The sequence below is a fragment of the uncultured Gimesia sp. genome (assembly GCF_963972345.1).
Classification (GTDB): domain Bacteria; phylum Planctomycetota; class Planctomycetia; order Planctomycetales; family Planctomycetaceae; genus Gimesia.
Genome location: NZ_CAXAVM010000148.1, coordinates 1 through 18,107 on the forward strand (window position 1 = coordinate 1; position 18,107 = coordinate 18,107).

Here is an 18,107-nt window from a genome sequence, read left to right on the forward strand (position 1 = left end):
AATCTGGATCTGCAGACCAATGAAGCAAAAATCCTGAGCCTGAAGGGAAAACTGAATACCGCTTCTTCCAACAAAGAATTTGACATTATCAAAGGTCAGATTGAAGCAGACCAGATGGCCAACAGTGTGCTGGAAGATGAAATTCTGGAACTGATGGATAAAATTGACGCCACTGAAACGGAAGTTCAGGATTGGGTCAGGAAAAAAGAGGCAGCGCACGCCGAAGCCAAAAAGCTGGAACAAGACTTCGCGTCGATGCGTGATTCACTCGATGAAGAGATTAAAGAGTGTAATGCGGCGATCTCGGATGCAGAACAGATCATTCCTGACAGTATTAAAGTACAGTTTGCAAGACTGGTTCGATCGCATGGAGCCGGGGCGCTGGCTTTTGTTGCTGGACGATTCTGCTCTGCCTGTAACGTCATGATTGAGCCTCAGTTACGCGTCGAATTGAACTCAGGGCGGCTCGTGTTCTGTAAGTCTTGCGGGCGTCTGCTGTATCTGGAAGAGAGTTCCGAATAATCCCGGGCTGTAGTTTCAGCGTCCCAGCAGAGCCAGCACACCCAGTCCATAAAACGTGTATTCCACGTCTGCCTGTTCATCCCAGCTGGCTCCGCGAAAGCCTCCGGTAGGAAACTCCAGCCATTCGGTCATGAATTTCTGTACCTGGTCCAGGTCAATCAATGCTTCCAGTTCCAGATCCTGCGCGGTCAATAAGCCGGTAAAGGTGGATAAACCATCTGCGAAAGGAATTCTGGTATTGGCCTGAAAGCCTCCTTCGGAACTTTTGACCTGCTTCAGGAAGTCCTGAACATCATTTTTGAGTTCGTCATCCATGCTGTTCAGGATGTTCAATGTCGCGACCGCTGCTGCTGTGGGGTTCGTTCCACTCCGCTTCATGGGGGAAATTTCGACAAAACCACCATCGTCGCGCTGTCTGTCATAGAGGAATTGAATCAGGCGATTGGGTTCGGGGAGATCCAGGCCGATCAACTGATAAATCAGCACGATCAGAAAACTGTGGTAAGTGCTGCCCAGTGCCCCCTGTTCTGATTTCGCGTAACCTCCATCTGCCGTTCTCAGACGTTCCAGCGAACTGGCGATTTCTGAATTCCAGTCTGCAGGAACAGTTTGCAGCAGATCTTCTCCACCAGAAGCCTGCGTAATCAATGCGCAGTACAGCCAGCTCAAGAGGTCAATGGTCGACAGTTTTTCGATCTGAAACTGCCTGAGGTAGTCACTGATCTTCCCACACTCTGCTGGTTGAACTCCACCTAGAATTCCCAGGCTCCGCACTGCAAAGCCCGTATAATAGAGGTCTGATCCTTCCTCCCTGCCTGAAAAGCCCCCGTCGGGCTGCTGTTGTGATAAAATGAACTGGCGATGTTTCTCCAGAGAAGCTGTCGGCCATTTCTCCAGACCTTCCGCCAGGCGGAGGGCCAAATTCAGTAAATAGGGCTGGTGATTCATAAAAACTGCAGGCCTTAAGGGGAAAAGGTTGGATGACAGGCGGGAATGTGAAGCTGTTTTCGTGGGACTATTTTGAAAATTGTCCAGATTTTCTCATGGGAAACGTCAAATTCGTCTTTCGTCGAATCTGAATTTTGAATATGTTCCCGCCCAACATCTCTAAAACTCAAAGAATCATTCTCTCTCCAGACTGTAAATCAAGTAAACCATTCGGAACGCTCTTTTTTACAATCTACCCGGATCTGCCTGAGCTTCAGACGGATCTACGATTCTTCCGAGTCACAATTCACATTAAAAACAACCAGTAAACTAATCAAATCACCGTAACACGTTTCCGTGAAAAAGCTGATTTTTCCCGGATTGTGTCACAACATATCCAATCACAGGATGACCAGTGCCTCATTCGAGGAAACAGTCATGATCACGGCCTCTCTCCTGATCTTGATTCACTGATCGAACTGAACCCACTCCTTAAAAACAATCATTATCAGATAGACCTTCAATAACGGACATGTTCCCTACCGGGGACGGTTTCTGCCTGTGGTGGAATGTTCTGTCATTGAATGTGCGTGTGTAGTGTAAATACGACTTGATTAATCGAGTCTGTGGAGAATTCTCCCTGGCTCATTCCCGAATTCAGAAGATTACTTGTTGAGATAATCTCATGGATTTTCCTGAAAAAATTGTCATAGATCAAAACAATTTCATGACAGATCAAAATAGAACAGAGCGGGACGAAAACGCCAAAATGCACTCAGCGTGCTTTGCCGAGGTGAAACAGATGCCTGTGTTGACATCAAGCTATTCTGGACGATTTATGAAAATTGCATTTCGCCTGATTGCCGGCGTAATCGTTCTGGCGATATCCGCCATGTCAGGAACATTATTAGCCGAGGATGAAGTCGAATTTTCGACGATCATTGCCGATGGTTCAGAGACAACAGATACACTTGACGGAATATCCTCCGTCGTGCCGGGCAACGGCATGGGAACTCTTTTTCGGGCCGGTCATCAGGCTGGTAAAACAGTAGGTCTGGATGAATCGATCTCTCACATCGAAGCCATGCCATACCTGTTTACTCACACAAAAAATCCGGATGATGCCGGGATGTTGTTCGGGAATTTCCGGCTGTGGCGAACCAATCGGGGGAACCTGGGTGGTGGTGCCGGCCTGGGCTATCGATTCTACAACTATGATTCCGACCGGATCTTCGGTGCCAGTTTTTACTATGACCGCGATGACTCGACCAATAAAATTTTCCAGCAGCTGGCCTTGAACGTGGAAACGATGGGGCGTTACTGGGATGCGAACGGTAACTTTTACCTGCCCATTGGAAATCGTCGTCAGGAATTGAGCCTGGATTTTAATGAAGGCAGTCAGAGATTTTCTGAATTCAATGTACTGTATGATCAGACACGAACGCTGGGAACCGCGATGCGTGGTTTCGATGCGGAAATCGGGGTGCCCATCTATGGTGAGCTGGCGCAGCAGTTTCAGGCTCGCGCGTATGCAGGTACCTACGGATTTCAGGCATCGGAAAGCGAAGATGTCTGGGGCTGGCGCGGTCGGTTACAGGCCTATCCATTACCCAATGTTCTGACGGAACTCAGTATTACCAGCGATGACACATTTAATACCAACGTATTCTTCAATGTGACCTGGACCTTTGCCGGTCGTCCTGAGTGGAACGAAATGGAAAAATCCACCCAGATGTATCGGATGGCGGAACGGGTTCGCAAAAACTACAACGTTGTCATCGAACAAAAGAAAGTTGTTGACAGCGGACTGGTCGCAATCAACCCGGACACCGGTCTGCCGTGGACGATCTCGCATGTCGATTCTTACGCTGCTCCTGGTGGTACCGGTACGGTTCTGGATCCTTACCAGACGATTCCGGATGCGCAAGCCGGACCAGACAGAGATATCATCTTTACGCATGCCGGCAGTTTTTATGATAACGCTGCCCCCATTACTTTGACTGCAGGCGAGCGTGTTCTCGGTGAAGGTCAGGGTGTGGACCACTTCATCAATATTTCAGGATTTGGACCGAAGCTGCTGCCCAATTCTCCTGCTTATGGTGATCCACTCAGACCTGACAGTTTTGTCAGACCTACCTTTAACGATACTGTTGGCGACGGTGTGATTCTGGCATCAGACAGTGAATTTTCCGGTTTCATCCTCAATGATCCTACGGGCCGGGGTGTAGTCGGAATTGGAGTTTCGGAAACGACTGTGAATTATGTTGATGTCAATAACGCAGTTGGAGAAGGCATCTACCTGAGCAGTGTCTCAGGCAGCCTGGACTTTGAATCTACCAATGTAACGAACTCTACGGGGGATGCCTTTGTCGTCGATGGCGGTGATGCACTGGTCCGCTTCGATACCGGTACGATTGAGAACACGGACGCGGGACGAGCCGTATTGATTCAAAATACGACGGGTGGTTCCATCAATATGACCGGATCTTCAGTCACAGATACGAACAGTCAGGGGGTCTTGATTAACAATATCAGCGGTGGTGCCGTTTTAGATAACGTGACGATTACAGGCAGCACCAATGAAGGGATTCATGTGACCGGTGGTTCTGCCAATGCCGTTGTCACCTTCCGAAATACAGCCCAGGCTGCCACCATTATTGATTCTGCGACGGATGCGAGCATCTTCGTGGAAGATTACCTGGGAGTGTACCAGATGCAGGATATCAATATTCTGAATCGAAATGGAACAGGTATCCTGGTGGAAAATCTGACAGGCAATATAGCTGTCGTAGGAAATACAACGATTACCAATGGTGTCTCGGCTGCTACAGACCATGGCATTGATATCAATAATACCTCAGGAAATATTTCGTTCGGCGGAAGCCTGGGAATCACGGGAAGTAACGGCGAAGGGATTTCATTTAATAATGGAGGTAATACGGGTACCTTCAGCGTGTCCGGTACAACAACGATTTCCGGTACTGCCAATGAAGCCTTTATTGTGCTCAACGACAGTCCGCTGATCCGTATGGGTACGACTAACCTTTCGAACAACAGCTTAACCAATTCTGTACTCTTGCTCGATAACGCGGGCAATGGCGTAACAACGCGCACCGTATCCTTCGGCAATACGACGGCCACGGGAACCGTTGGTACTACCGTACCGGTGGTCAATATACTTAATTCGAACGCGGCGATCAGCTTTTCCTCTCTGAACGTGAATGCGAACAGTGCAGCCTATACTGCCATAGTCGATCCGTTAGTCAACCCGGCCGTGGGTGTGTATGTGCATGATAACCCCGGGAACGTAAATTTTGGTGTGTTGAACATTACCGCAACCAATAACCTGGCGTTGATTGCCAATAATAATACCGGAACAATCAGCTCAAACGGCGGGGTTATTTCCGTTACCGACGCTGCAGCGATTGATATTGAAGATTCCAATATCTCAATGAATCTGACTGCTGTGAACGCCAGCAATACCTCGGGACCTCCACTGACACCCGGCGGTGCAGCCGGTGATGCCGAATTTTATCTGAACAGTGCCGGTATCCGTCTGGTGCGGACACCCGGGCTATTCGGGATTACCGGGGACGGAAATTCGCTCGAAGCCGGTGGTACCATTCTGGATGCCCAGCATGGTGTCTGGATGGAAGATATCGGGCGTGTGAATATCGATGGTCTGGAAATTCAGATTCCGCTCACATCCGGTATCGAATGGCATCAAACAACTGTGGCAGACGGCCCCGAGGTCAATCTCACACGGGTCCGGGTAGAAGACTCGCTGGGCACCGGTATCCGCGTTGTCAATGGTCGCACATTCACGCTGACCGAGTCCGAACTCCTGGACAACGGAAATGCCCTCGACGAACATTCCCTGGACTACCTGGTGAATATCGAAGTTGATGATACGAACAATGATATCTTCAGCGTCATCCTGCAGGACAATACGATTACGGACGACAGTGCAGATGCAATTCGCATTGAGTCAGGCGGACTGCTTGACGACTCTCTGATGAGCCTGGTGATGGAGCGGAATACTGTGACCAACAGTAGCTCTGATACATCCAACCTGAGCGTCATCTGGGAAGGGCCTTTGAGTATGTTTATCAATGATTCCAACAATTTTGTAGGCACAGGAGCTACCAATAATGTCGGTATCGAAGTGGACGCGACCAGTACAGATCTTTCAGACCTGATGACGCTGACAGTAACGAATAATAACTCCTTTACTTTCGCGGGTACCGTCAGTAGAGGTATAGAAGTTTCAACCGAAGGGCCCTCCAATATCCTGATTGCAAACAACAACGCTCAGGGATTTATCATGGGCGGAACGGGTTCCTACGGGCTCCGTTTTCTTGACCTCGCTGCAAACTCCAATGTGCAAATTGATTCTAACTTGATCAATATGACCGGCTTGAATGCACGTGCAATCTTCTTCGATCTGGTTAACGCCTCTTCTTCTTCTGTGATCATTGATAATAACCAGATTGGCCTGTTCGATGGCAATTTATTCATCGATACGGCGGTCGGGTTCAATGCAATGACAAACGGTCCTCTGACATTGGGAACCGGTGTTAATAATATCGTGAATATCACTTCTGTCGGGAACAACAACAGCTTCCTGTTGTTCAATCCTGGTGGGGGTACATTTGATGGTCAGATTAGCCTGAATGGCTTCCTGCTCCCCTAGTCATCAAACAGAATGTCTTGTTTAATTAACACTCTGGTGTGTTTTGATCCAAATATTGTAAGGTTTTAAATCGATGAGTCGCACATCCTGGAAAGTAATGATGATTACTCCATTCAGACTGAGTGCACTACTGGTGTTGCTGTGCTCGACTGGTTTGCCTGTCGGGATACATCAAGCAGCAGCAGGCGATGATGGCACAACTGAAATTATCATGCACGGTGATTCCGACATGGTGGATGAAGAATACATAAAAGACCCAGGTCTGTTCTCGGGAATCAATACCTATTCCAGGTCCCTGGTTCGACAGATGCCCGTTGATCGGGGCTGGACCTATGATTCTCCCGTCGACAAATCGATTAAAAGCATGTTTCGTTCGACGACTTTAAAACTGGAATATCTGCACTGGTCGCTCGAAGGGCCGGATAACATCCTGTTAAGTGCACCAATTCTGGGGGTTCCGGATCCCACCGAGCCCACACCTGTGTTCGACAGATCGACAGGCATCGCACGGGGAGACGGCGTCGCCCTGAATTATATCGATCGGAGTATGGATACAAACGGCATGCGAGCCGCGTTAGCCTTCCCGGTCGAGAATGGATCCCTGGACTGGAATGTCTGGGGAATCTTCAAAAACGAATCCACTCGTCCCACTGCTTCAATTTACACAACTCGGTCAACTGACATTCCGGATGATGACCTTGTGGTGGTAACCAACTTTGATGTGAATGGAGACCTGGCCTCCAATACGAATGTGTACGATACGAGCTATACCGTTAACCTGGATACGGAAATGTTCGGGACGGGGGTGAATTATATTCTGGATCCTTATCTCCCTGGAGAAGGATTTCGGATGCAGCCTCTGTTTGGTTTTCGTTTCGTCAGTCTGCGGGAAACGATGAACCAGGTAGGCGTGGATTCCGGAGGCGGAATTGGAACGCCTCGAACGACAACAATCTATTCGAAAGTCGAAAACCGTGTGTTTGGTCCCACGATTGGTGCCCGGGCAGAGTACAAACACAGCCGCTTCACCATCGGTGCAGAGCCTAAATTCACTTTCGGGTTCAACCGGGATACCAATCAGGTACGCACAGACCAGTTGTTTGAAGCCACCGATCCGACAATTGTATCCGTACAGAAAAACAATGAATTCTCACCCACATTTCAGGTTTCCGTTTATGCCAAGCTGAATGTGAATGAACATATTCGTTGCTTCGTCGGCTACGATTACCTGTTCATCGGTCAGATTTCCCGTGCCTATGACATCATTGACTACAATGAAGACCGTACGGCTACAAATCCGGCTACCGGCACCAAAGTCCGTGAACAGCATTCCAAGTTCTCTGCCGATGGTATTACCGCCGGAATTGAATTTATCTGGTAATCAGTCTTTTCAGGAAGTCAATCGACTGACAGTTGCAGTGGTGTGCCGCTTTTTCGGCTGACGCAACTGGTAAGGCTGGCTCTGCGAAAACTGCTGGTAGAAACTGTCTGCCTCGTCATGATTCAATGGGCCAGCATGGGCATGCAGCAGAAACCGGAACGTTAACGGCCTCTTACGAGTCGTTTCCAGGGGGCCATGCATGCAAGGCGACGCTCCCATCCAGCCATCTTCGCGGACATGCCACGAAACGGGACCCGTTGATCCAGCGACTGGATTCGCAGGATGATAAAAGTAACTAATCCCCTCGGTGAGCTCTGGAGAAACGGGGCCGGAATAATCCATCCACTCAGCCGGTTTTCCAAAGATCGACTTTTCACCAGTCTGCTGGCGACTGTTCGTGATTTTTCCCGCACCGAAATAACTGGAAATCGATTTTGCGACACGCACTGCCAGGAAACCGAAATTTGTTTTCTGAAACTCCAGGGATTCCGCAGTCGGATAAAACGTTGTCTGCAGTTCCAGGAACAGTTCCTGTTTCAGGTTCGTCCGGATGGCAGAGATCAGTTCCTGACGCAGCAGAGGCTGGGGGTCGTGTCCATCGCGCCATTCCAGATCCACTGCCAGGATCGCTTCGTCGTCGTTTTCGTCGATGGAGAGCCAGCGTTTCTGTGTGATTGTCGCTCCCGTGTTTTCTGCCCAGAAGTTGATTCCCAGCACCCGGTGGTGTGCGAACCAGATTGAACGATGATGGTCATGATTGGGCGCGCCGGGATGCCCGATCCGGGTTAACGGGACACCCGCTGGTCCGGTCAGGGGATAGAAAAAGGGTCGGGAGTAATGCGGCGCATAATGCCAGCGCAACCGTTCCTGGCCTTGAATACGAAACGAAAACTGAGAATCGGGTTGAGGAACAATCTCGCACTGCGGAAACAGGTCGCTCATCTCCGGACTCCTCTCAAGCGGAAATTACAAGTCTGACTGATGGGAGAACTTCCATTCAGAGTAGACCGCGCTCGCATTGATGTAAAGCAGACTGTCAAATAAGTACTATGACATCGGCCAGACGATGGAGAGCAGGATGGTGGTCGCCATACTCGTGCAGCCGAGTACAAACAGAAGGGGTGTCCAGGATTTAAGGGCCTCTTCTTCGGTCAGTCCGCTCATCTTGCAGAAGATCCAGAAGCCACTGTCGTTCATCCAGGAACCGATCAGAGAGCCGGCACCAATGGCGGTAGCCAGATAGACAGGATCAAAACCAAGCAGTTCTGAATTGATATTCATCGTAGCGAGCATCGCCGAAGTTGTGATCATGGCAACTGTGCTTGACCCCTGTGCGACTTTCAGCAGGGCTGCGATTCCGAATCCCAGAAACAGAAAGCTCATTCCAGTGCCCCCCGACTCTGTGCTGAACATCGCCTGGATCGCAGGGCCAATTTGCGCCACTGTGAGCATTTTTCCGAAGGCACCTCCGCCTGCAGTAATCAGAATGATGACGCCGCCGCTCATCAAAGCCTGTTCAACAGTGGCGCTTAACTGCAGAAGCGTTAAGCCGCGCTGTCGCAACAGGATGATTAAGGAGATCGCGGTGGCGACTAACAGTGCAAAGTTGGCATCACCAATGATCGAAGTATACGGGCTGAGGCTGGTCAGCAAACTCTGGGGACCAATCTTGGCGTCCACCAGGGAATTGACGAGTGTATTCGCCGTGATCATCAGAACGGGCAGAACAATCGGGCAGAGTGAAACGATCAGTGAGGGAAGTTCGTGGTCCTCAAGTGGATCGGGGTCTTTATGCTCAGCGACGTCCCGCATGGGAATATTCATCATGTGATTGGCAAACTTCGCATATAGAATACCGACAAATGCAGCTGGCAAAGCGACCAGAGTGCCGACAAAAATCATTTTTCCCAGGTCCACACCCAGGTACTCTGCCATCGCCAGCGGACCGGGAGTCGGGGGAACGAGCGTATGAGTAATCGCGCCGCCAGCGGCAATCGCCATGATATACATCAGGTAGTTGCGCTGCGTGCTGCGGTACAGCGAGCGTGCTAACGGAATCAACAGATAGAAGACCGTATCAAAAAAGACCGGCACAGCGAGGACGAAGCCGCTGCCCATCAGCGCAACAGAGGCATTCTTTTCACCCAGCGCTCTGAGAAACGTGCGCACAATTCGATCGGCGGCTCCGCTATCCATCATGCATTTCCCGATAATCGCTGCCAGCGCGATCACGATTCCAATCCCGGAAACAGAGTCACCAAAGGCAATCGCCACGCGTTTCATGCGATTGATTCCGTCGGCTGATTCGGGGCCGAGCAGACTGACGGCCATCGCAGCGGTAATCAGCGCCAGAAACGCATTGATCTTCAGAAAAATTATCATGCCGATGACGATGGCAATCCCGATGCCAAGAATCACAAATGGATAGTTTTCCAACATAAGCGCTTCTCCGGGAAAATCTTAGGTGAATTTTGTGAATGGGTAAGAGCATTACATAGAATTGTCGCTGACGCAACCCAGTACCTGCCAGAAATTGGAGCCTGCGTTACTGAAAGAAGTTAAGAAAGGGCTTTGCTTCCGTTCGATCCGGATTTGCTGTAGGATAATTTCGTCTTGCCTGTCATACAGCTATTGAGAAAAGGAACCGAAGTTCATGTCTGAAATGCGCCGGATTTTGAGAAAGAGTTTGTTGTTTGGAATCGGTTCTGTTTTTCTTTTGAGTCTGACTGACGATGTTCCAGGTGCCGAAGTAACGGAAGCGGCTGCGCGCAAAGCAATGCAGCAGGCAACGAACTATTTTACGAGCCAGGTTTCCACCGAAGGCGGCTATCTCTGGAAGTACAGCCAGGACCTCAAAGACCGGGAAGGGGAGAATCGGGCGCCCGCTTCCCGCATCTGGGTTCAGCCGCCGGGAACACCGAGTGTGGGTGAAGCGTTTCTCAGAGCCTATCAGCAAACGGGAGAGCCTTATTTACTCGCAGCAGCAAAAGCAGCCGCGATGGCGCTGGTAAATGGCCAGTTGAAATCGGGAGGCTGGAATTACTATATCGATTTCGCAGACCGCAAAGCCTATCAGTATCGCGTCAATGGCGGCGGTCCCAAAGCACGCAATACGACCACACTGGATGATAATACTACCCAGGCTGCATTACACTTTCTGATTCTGCTGGATCAGGAACTGAAGTTTCAGGATGAACCGATTCATGAAGCGACCATGTATGCATTGAACGCATTATTGAAAGCACAGTATCCCAACGGGGGCTGGCCGCAACGTTTTGACAGTCCGCCTGATCCTGAGGATTATCCTGTGATCAAAGCGAATTATCCTGACAGCTGGTCGCGTGAGTTCCCGAAGAAAAAATACCTCGATTACTACACGTTCAATGACAACCTCATTGAGGATCTGGTCGGCGTCATGTTTCTGGCGCATCACGTGTATCAGGATGAACGCTATCAACGGGCCGCACTGAAAGCGGGTGACTTTATCATACTGGCACAGATGCCCGAGCCACAACCAGCCTGGGCACAGCAGTATAACAGCCAGATGCAACCTGCCTGGGCCCGCAAGTTCGAACCCCCTGCCGTCACCGGTGGCGAGTCGCAAGGCATTATCAAGACCCTGATGCAGATCTACATCTATACTGGCGATAAAAAATACTTGAAACCGATTCCACCGGCGCTGGCGTATTTAAAAAAGTCGGAACTGCCCGGCGGAAAACTGGCTCGCTTTTATGAATTGAAGACCAATCGACCTCTGTATTTTACGAAAAAATATGAGTTGACCTATCAGGACAATGACCTGCCCACCCATTACGGCTTCATTATCAACTCCAGCGTCGATTCACTGGAAAGCCGTTATCGGAAACTGCTGGATGATTCACCCGAAAAGCTGGCTTCCATGCGATTCCCCACCCGGCGGGTCCGCCTGACTCCCTCTCTGACAGCAAAAGCAAAATCAGCCATCGATTCCCTGAACTCAGAAGGTGCCTGGCTCAGGCAGGGTGACCTCAAAGCATCGGGTAAGGAAAATCTGCGCACCATTGATACCCGTGTCTTCATCCAGAATCTGTCCGCACTGTCCAGCTTTGTCGCTGCAAAACAGAAAGACTAAACAGCGATCTTCGTAAAAGAGAGTCGTGAGCCTGGTCAGGCGTTTTCAGCAATCGCCTGCATGCGTTCCAGACCCAGCCGGGCGACACTGAGTGCGTCCTGCTGCCAGAGATCTTCGCGGAACAGTTCGAGTGACAGCCAGCCGTCATAGCCGATCTGTTTCAAGAGCTGGCAGTATCGGGTCAGGTCGAGGTGTCCATCGCCGGGAAGCACTCGGTCCGGGTCCATCTGCTGGGCACGGGGAATTGTATCGACGGCGTCGTTGAAATGGGAAATCGCGATCTGAGCCGGCTTGAGTTGCGCAATCGTTTCCATCGTCCCGCCACCCCGAAATACATGAAACGGATCCAGCACCAGTGTGGCTTCAGGATGCCCCGATTTTTCGACGACCTGCAGTGCGTCTTCGATTTTGGTGACGGCTTCCACAAATCCCAGAAATTCGACTGCCGGTTTAGCCCCGGCTTTGATGCCTGCTTCGAGCAGTTCCCGATATCGTAATCCGCCAAGATCGTAGTCAGGAACCTCACGATGCGGGCAGGCGATGACGTATTCGGCCCCCAGTTCTGCAGCGATCCTGATGCGGCCCAGGCAGGTTTCAAAAACAGCCGGATATTCTTCTGCTGAGGCCGACCACCAGTCGCGCAGCATGATCATCGTGGGGATCGCCAGACCCGAGTCCTGTATCGCAGAGGAAATCGTCTGAAGTGTTCCTCCCGCAGCCAGATACGCTTCGACTTCATCAAACCAGAGTTCAATTCCCTCGTAGCCGGCTTCCGCCGTCACGCTGATTTTTTCTAGCAGAGGAGTCGTGCGGATTGTACTGGCATTCAGACTGTAACGAAAAGCACTCATTGAGCGGCTCCCCTGTAAGAAAAAACGAAGAAACGATTCACTCTCTGGCAGGCATCTGACGTAAGAATAAGATGGAGCTGCTGTTTCAGCCATCAACAACTGTTCTGATCATTCTGCATAAAATGACGAGAATGATCAACTCAGAGGTTACTTCAAAAGGTTACTCGACTCCAGTCGCGTAATCAGTCACAATAGTCAGGTCGAGCGGCGATGAATCCAGTCAGGTAAACACACTGAAAAATGCAGTTAATGATGAAGAGACTAGTTTCCATGTGGGATGATATCAGAGGAACAGTTTATGTTGCGCTGGCAGTCTCATCCTGTCTGCTCAACGGCTGTGGTTCTGAAAAAAAATCTACCCCTGCCGCGGAAGAAATCGTGGTCGTTGTAGCAGAGGCACCTGTTGAAGCGACGGGAACTGAAAACTCTGTCCAAGCTGAATCTGTAGAACAGAATTCGCACCCGCCGAAAAAAACTCCCGGTACAACAGCGACCGCCAGTTCCGGTCTTTCAAAGCCGGACAAGACAATCTACCGTCCCTCTGATCAACGACCCATTCACAATGATCAACGACTGGAACTGCTGGGAATCCACTGTTACGAGTCTCCGCGGCTGAAGTTGTATACCGATATCGATCCCCAGCTTGCAGCAACACTGCCGGCAATTGTAGATCAGGCTTATGAAGCACTCACGGAGTATTTTGGCCCGCTGCCTCCGGACCGGGAAGGGACCGACTTCCAGGTGACCGGTTACATCATGCAGAACCGGGCACCGTTTTATGAAGCGGGGGTGATTCTCGCTTCTCTGCCGGCGATTGTGAACGGTCGGCATCAGGGGGCGCAGTTCTGGATGGATGCCCAGAGTCAGCCTTACTACCTCAAGCATCTGATGCTGCACGAATATACGCACTGCTTCAGCATGATCATGGGCGATATTGGTGCCCCCATCTGGTACCTTGAGGGAATTGCGGAATCCCTGGCAACGCACACGACGGATGCCGACGGTAAGATTCAGTTAAACGTGATGCCTCACAATAAAAATGATTTTGGTGGCCTGGGGCGAATCACACTGATTGAAGAAGCCGTAGAACAGGCGCCTCCGCGATCAATGCTGGAAGTCATGCAGTTACAACCCCACGACTTTGTCGGCACCAACGATGCGTATGCCTGGTCCTGGGCGTTATGCCAGTTCTTCGACAAGCATCCTGACTATGGGAAACCGTTTCGTGCGCTGGCACATCACATGCAGGGGCAGACGTTTCAGAAAAAACTGGAGGCGATGATTGGCGATGATTATGACAAAGCAAATGATGCCTGGCTACTGTTTGCCCGCAATCTCCAGCCTGGTTACGATTCCCGGAATGCAGCGGTGATATTTACAGCCGGTACTGATCTGCCGCCTGGAACCAGCGCGACCGCTGTGATTCAGAGCCAAAAAGGCTGGCAGTCGAGCGGAGTTCATGTTGAGCAGGGAGACGCCTATGAAGTCAGTGCGCGAGGTCGCTTTACACTGGCCCGGGAGCCTGAACCCTGGGAGAGTACTGCGGACGGGATCAGTATTCAATACTTCAAGGGACAGCCACTGGGACGACTGATCATGATGATCAGACCGGATCCCGAAATGAAGCTGACTCACCCTCTTTCCATCTTGAAAGAATATCCGCTCGGCGCAGAAGCCAGCTGGATGGCACCGGTGAGTGGAACTGTTTATTTTCGGTTGAATGATGCCTGGAACGCACTGGCAGATAACAGTGGAGAAGTCGAAGTGACGTTACAGCGAAAAACAAAATCGGCTTCGAAAGCTGACTCAGAAAAATAAATCGAATTCTGCACGGCGGACAGACACATTCGTCTCAGTCTGATGAAGGTCAGCAGTTTAACTTGAAATCAGGGGAACAACATGCAAGATCATGTGGCTGCGACACGGGGCATTTCGAGTCAGACTTCCCGCAGAACATTTCTCAAAGAGACTTCAGCCACCTTGCTGGCTGGTACACTGTCACGCTCAAACTCGCTGTTTGCTGCTGAGACGTCCTCCGCGAAACCGGAAACCCGAATCAAAAAAGCGGTGAAGTACCAGATGATTACGGAACCCGTTTCAGTGCTGGATAAATTCAGAATTCTGAAAGATCTGGGATTTGACGGAACGGAAATTCATTATCGCTCCAAAGTGGATCCCAAAGAAGTACGTCGGGCCATTGATGCAACGGGAGTGCAGGTTCACGGGTTTCTGAACAGCAGCCGCGATGAGCTGAAAGACTCGATTGATCAGGCTAAATATTATGGTGGCACGAGTGTTCTGGTTGTCGCGGGACGCGTTGATGACAAGCATCCCTATGATGTCGTGTATCAACAGCAGCAGGCCAAGCTGCGCAAGCATCTGCCTTATGCCGAACAGCAGGGAATCAAATTGCTGGTCGAAAATGTCTGGAATAATTTTCTGCTGAGTCCGCTGGAGATGGCCCGATTCATTGATGAACTGGAGAGTCCGGCGGCGGGTGTTTATTTTGATGTCGGAAATGTCGTGCGGTTCGGCTGGCCCGAACAGTGGATCCGCATCCTGGGGCCACGGATCGTCAAACTCGACATTAAAGAATACAGTCGAAAAAAACAGGTCGATGAAGGACTCTGGAAAGGGTTTCAGGTAGAGATCACAGAAGGTGACTGCAACTGGCCTGAAGTGCGTAAAGCTTTGAATGAGACAGGGTTTAAGCAAGGCTGGGCGACTGCGGAAGTCAAAGGAGGTGGTCGACAAAGATTGCAGGATATTTCGGAACGCATGGATCGTGCACTTGATCTTGCCTGAACGAGCATTGATAATAAATTATGGTCATTAAGAAGCCTTGCCGGCGAATGACTATCCTCAATTAATCCTGCCTGTAGTTAACTCTTCAACAAATATTTTCGTAGTAGCAGATACAGAGTCTCATACTGTCTACCGTCTGAATGAAAGGTCTATTCCATGTCCGAAAATGCATCTGAACACCAGTCAAACCAGAGTCGCCGAAAATTCATGAAACAGTCTCTGGCCACACTGGCAACCACCGGGCTCGTTGTGAACCCTGCGTTAACTTCTGGAGCATTCGCAGCCAGTACCGAATTGATCAAAGTCGGACTGGTTGGCTGTGGTGGTCGGGGAACCGGGGCTGCTGCTCAGACACTGCGGGCTGACTCCAATGTCGAACTGGTGGCGCTGGCAGATGCATTTGGCGATCAGCTCGAACAGAGTTATCAGAACCTGAAAAAGACCGACGTTCAGGATCGTGTTAAAATCGACGCGGAACATAAATTTGTTGGTTTTGATGCCTTTCAGAAACTGATTGATTCCGACGTGGATCTGGTGATTCTGGCAACCCCCCCTCATTTCCGTCCACAACATCTGCAGGCCTGTATCGATGCCGGCAAGCATGTGTTCTGTGAAAAACCGGTCGCCGTCGATGCACCGGGGATCCGCTCTGTATTAAAGACAACGGCTGAAGCCAAAAAGAAAAACCTGACGATCGTTTCCGGTCTCTGCTGGCGTTATGAAACCGGTATGCAGCAGATGGTTGATAAAATTCACAATGGCGGAATTGGTGATATCGTCGCTTTGCACAGCACCCGCTACCTGGGTGGTGTTGCCAAAATGGTGAAACGCCAGCCCGAATGGTCAGACATGGAGTACCAGATGCGGAACTGGTATTACTACACCTGGCTCTCAGGCGACTTCAACACTGAGCAGTTCGTGCACGAACTGGATAAGCAGTCATGGGTGATGGGAGAATATCCTGTCAGCTGCTACAGCACGGGCGGTCGGCAGACACGAACCGGTGAAGATTATGGTCAAATCTTTGATCACTTCAGTACCGTGTACGAGTATGCGAACGGCGTAAAGTTTGTGGCATCTACACGGCACCAGCTGGGTTGCAGTTCGATGTTTGTCGACACGGTATCCGGCACGGAAGGCACAGCTACACTGATGAAATACCAGATCGAAGGGAAGAACCCCTGGAAAGGTGCTCGACGACGTACCAATATGCATCAGCTTGAGCATGATGCGATGTACAAGGCGCTGAGAAACGGGGAAGTCATAAATAACGGTGAGTACATGGCCAACAGTTCCATGATGGGGATTATTGCCCGCATGTCGGCTTATACCGGTAAGACACTCACCTGGGAACAGGCAATGAATTCCCAGGAAGATCTGTCTCCCGCGAAATACGATATGGCCATGTCACTGCCCGAACCCAGGGTCGCGACTCCCGGTGTGACTCCCTTCGTCTAAGTGAATCTGAAAAAATGAATTTGAATCAACAACCGGAGTGTGTCAGGCACTTCGGTTGTTTTTCTATAATGACCATTCAAAAAGGTAATCTGACAATCATACATATTAAAACAGGAGGAAGTGATGAAGTCGCTCGCGAATTCGCTTTTGCTGCTGACAGTTCTGGCAGTGACCTGCCCGGGTGTTACCGAGTCCACCTGTCGGGGGAGTGAAAAATCAACAGAACGTGAAAAAGGGAAACCCCGTCTGACGCTCGCTCGTGAAAACAATATGCTGTTGATTCAAGGCGATCATATTCCGGGGGGAAAGATTCCCATCAATTACCTGGAAGCCTATTGTCGTGCGAATTCGACGGATGCTGACTGGGTGAAGCACACGCTGGTCAAACATGAAACCCAGACACTCTCGCTGAACGAAGATCAGACGGTACTCAAGCTGAAATGCACGGTTGCCGATGGCGTGACGGTTCAGCATACCATCACTGCAAAGTCAGATGAAGTTGACTTTCACCTGGTGGCCCACAATCCCACCAAGCGGCGTTCTGAAGTCCACTGGGCACAACCCTGTATCCGGGTAGGGGAATTTGCAGGACAGGGGGCTTCCACAACCGAAGATAAATATGCCTATATCAAAAAGTCATTTATTTTTCTGGATGGAAAACCGGCGTTCATGCCCACGCGAAACTGGGCTACCACAGCGCGTTATGTTCCCGGACAGGTCTGGTGCCCGCAAAATGTACCACGCACTGATGTGAACCCCCGGCCGTTAAACCCGGACGTACCCGGCAACGGTTTGATTGGCTGTTATAGTGGCGATAATCAATGGATCTTTGCCACAGCATTTGAACCATACCAGGAACTGTTTCAAGGTGTGATCCGCTGCCTGCATGCCGATTTCCGATTAGGCGGACTACAGCCCGGCGAGACAAAAACCATTCGAGGCAAAATCTACATCGTTCCCGCCGATATGGATTCACTGTTAAAACGATATGAACGCGATTTTCCGGAACATCTCAAGCAGGATTAGCAGGTCGGAATTTATGAACACTGCGACGATCAACGGTTCACAGTGGTGATCTCGGTAACCTGAGTTTCCAGTTTCGCTGAATCCGCACTGGTAATCGTGACGTTAAACTCTCCATCACCCGAGCCAATGGCTTTGACGAGGATCGTGTATCGGAGAAATGCGTCTGCCGGAAGTTCACGGACGGGAGAGACGCGGAGAATATCCTGATTTACTTCCGGCCTGAGATTGAGTTTCTGATTTCCCTGATGGGCTTCGACGGAAACAACGCGGAACATGCGGGGAATCTTTGCCTGGAGCACGATGTCCCTGGCTGGCTGCAGTCCCCGATTCTCA

At 50.5% G+C, this 18,107-nt stretch carries 13 protein-coding genes; 8 read left to right on the top strand and 5 right to left on the bottom strand.

Annotation, left to right across the window (positions count from 1 at the left end; genetic code table 11):
- Window positions 1-522, top strand: a 522-nt coding sequence (locus tag AACZ40_RS20775) for a C4-type zinc ribbon domain-containing protein (protein ID WP_339675696.1), incomplete at its 5' end; no start/stop codon positions are given.
- Window positions 523-537: 15 nt separating this feature from the next.
- On the opposite strand, the gene AACZ40_RS20780 is transcribed toward AACZ40_RS20775, so the two are convergent.
- Window positions 538-1,470 (bottom strand): prenyltransferase/squalene oxidase repeat-containing protein, encoded by a 933-nt coding sequence (locus tag AACZ40_RS20780; RefSeq protein WP_291173141.1) that lies wholly within the window; start codon window positions 1,468-1,470, stop codon window positions 538-540.
- An 817-nt stretch (window positions 1,471-2,287) separates the two neighbouring features.
- Between AACZ40_RS20780 and AACZ40_RS20785 the strand changes: the two genes are divergently transcribed.
- Complete coding sequence (locus AACZ40_RS20785; protein ID WP_291173144.1) at window positions 2,288-6,142, top strand: hypothetical protein; 3,855 nt, start codon at window positions 2,288-2,290, stop codon at window positions 6,140-6,142.
- A 73-nt stretch (window positions 6,143-6,215) separates the two neighbouring features.
- The gene (locus AACZ40_RS20790) at window positions 6,216-7,523 is read left to right on the top strand and encodes a BBP7 family outer membrane beta-barrel protein (protein WP_291173147.1); all 1,308 of its coding nucleotides are present in this window, start codon (window positions 6,216-6,218) and stop codon (window positions 7,521-7,523) included.
- A gap of 9 nt (window positions 7,524-7,532) precedes the next feature.
- Here the strand turns inward: AACZ40_RS20790 and AACZ40_RS20795 are convergent, their stop codons facing one another.
- Window positions 7,533-8,465 (bottom strand): PmoA family protein, encoded by a 933-nt coding sequence (locus AACZ40_RS20795; protein ID WP_291173149.1) that lies wholly within the window; start codon window positions 8,463-8,465, stop codon window positions 7,533-7,535.
- A 105-nt stretch (window positions 8,466-8,570) separates the two neighbouring features.
- Window positions 8,571-9,962, bottom strand: a complete 1,392-nt coding sequence (locus AACZ40_RS20800) for an SLC13 family permease (protein WP_291173152.1) — start codon at window positions 9,960-9,962, stop codon at window positions 8,571-8,573.
- Between the two features lie 214 nt (window positions 9,963-10,176).
- On the opposite strand from AACZ40_RS20800, the gene AACZ40_RS20805 reads away from it, so the two are divergent.
- Entirely contained in the window at window positions 10,177-11,634 is a 1,458-nt protein-coding gene (locus tag AACZ40_RS20805) for a pectate lyase (protein ID WP_291173155.1), read from the top strand.
- 35 nt (window positions 11,635-11,669) lie between these two features.
- Here AACZ40_RS20805 and AACZ40_RS20810 read toward each other — a convergent pair whose 3' ends face one another.
- Window positions 11,670-12,485, bottom strand: coding sequence for a sugar phosphate isomerase/epimerase (locus AACZ40_RS20810; RefSeq protein ID WP_291173157.1), 816 nt, complete (start codon window positions 12,483-12,485; stop codon window positions 11,670-11,672).
- A 249-nt stretch (window positions 12,486-12,734) separates the two neighbouring features.
- On the opposite strand from AACZ40_RS20810, the gene AACZ40_RS20815 reads away from it, so the two are divergent.
- From AACZ40_RS20815 to AACZ40_RS20830, 4 genes are all read left to right on the top strand, one after another.
- Window positions 12,735-14,303 (top strand): hypothetical protein, encoded by a 1,569-nt coding sequence (locus AACZ40_RS20815; protein ID WP_291173159.1) that lies wholly within the window; start codon window positions 12,735-12,737, stop codon window positions 14,301-14,303.
- An 81-nt stretch (window positions 14,304-14,384) separates the two neighbouring features.
- Window positions 14,385-15,290, top strand: a complete 906-nt coding sequence (locus AACZ40_RS20820) for a sugar phosphate isomerase/epimerase family protein (protein WP_291173162.1) — start codon at window positions 14,385-14,387, stop codon at window positions 15,288-15,290.
- 156 nt (window positions 15,291-15,446) lie between these two features.
- Entirely contained in the window at window positions 15,447-16,748 is a 1,302-nt protein-coding gene (locus AACZ40_RS20825; RefSeq protein WP_291173165.1) for a Gfo/Idh/MocA family oxidoreductase, read from the top strand.
- 123 nt (window positions 16,749-16,871) lie between these two features.
- Window positions 16,872-17,774, top strand: coding sequence for a hypothetical protein (locus AACZ40_RS20830; RefSeq protein ID WP_291173169.1), 903 nt, complete (start codon window positions 16,872-16,874; stop codon window positions 17,772-17,774).
- A gap of 29 nt (window positions 17,775-17,803) precedes the next feature.
- On the opposite strand, the gene AACZ40_RS20835 is transcribed toward AACZ40_RS20830, so the two are convergent.
- The coding region (locus AACZ40_RS20835) for a hypothetical protein (protein WP_339675705.1) at window positions 17,804-18,107 on the bottom strand (304 nt) is incomplete at its 5' end.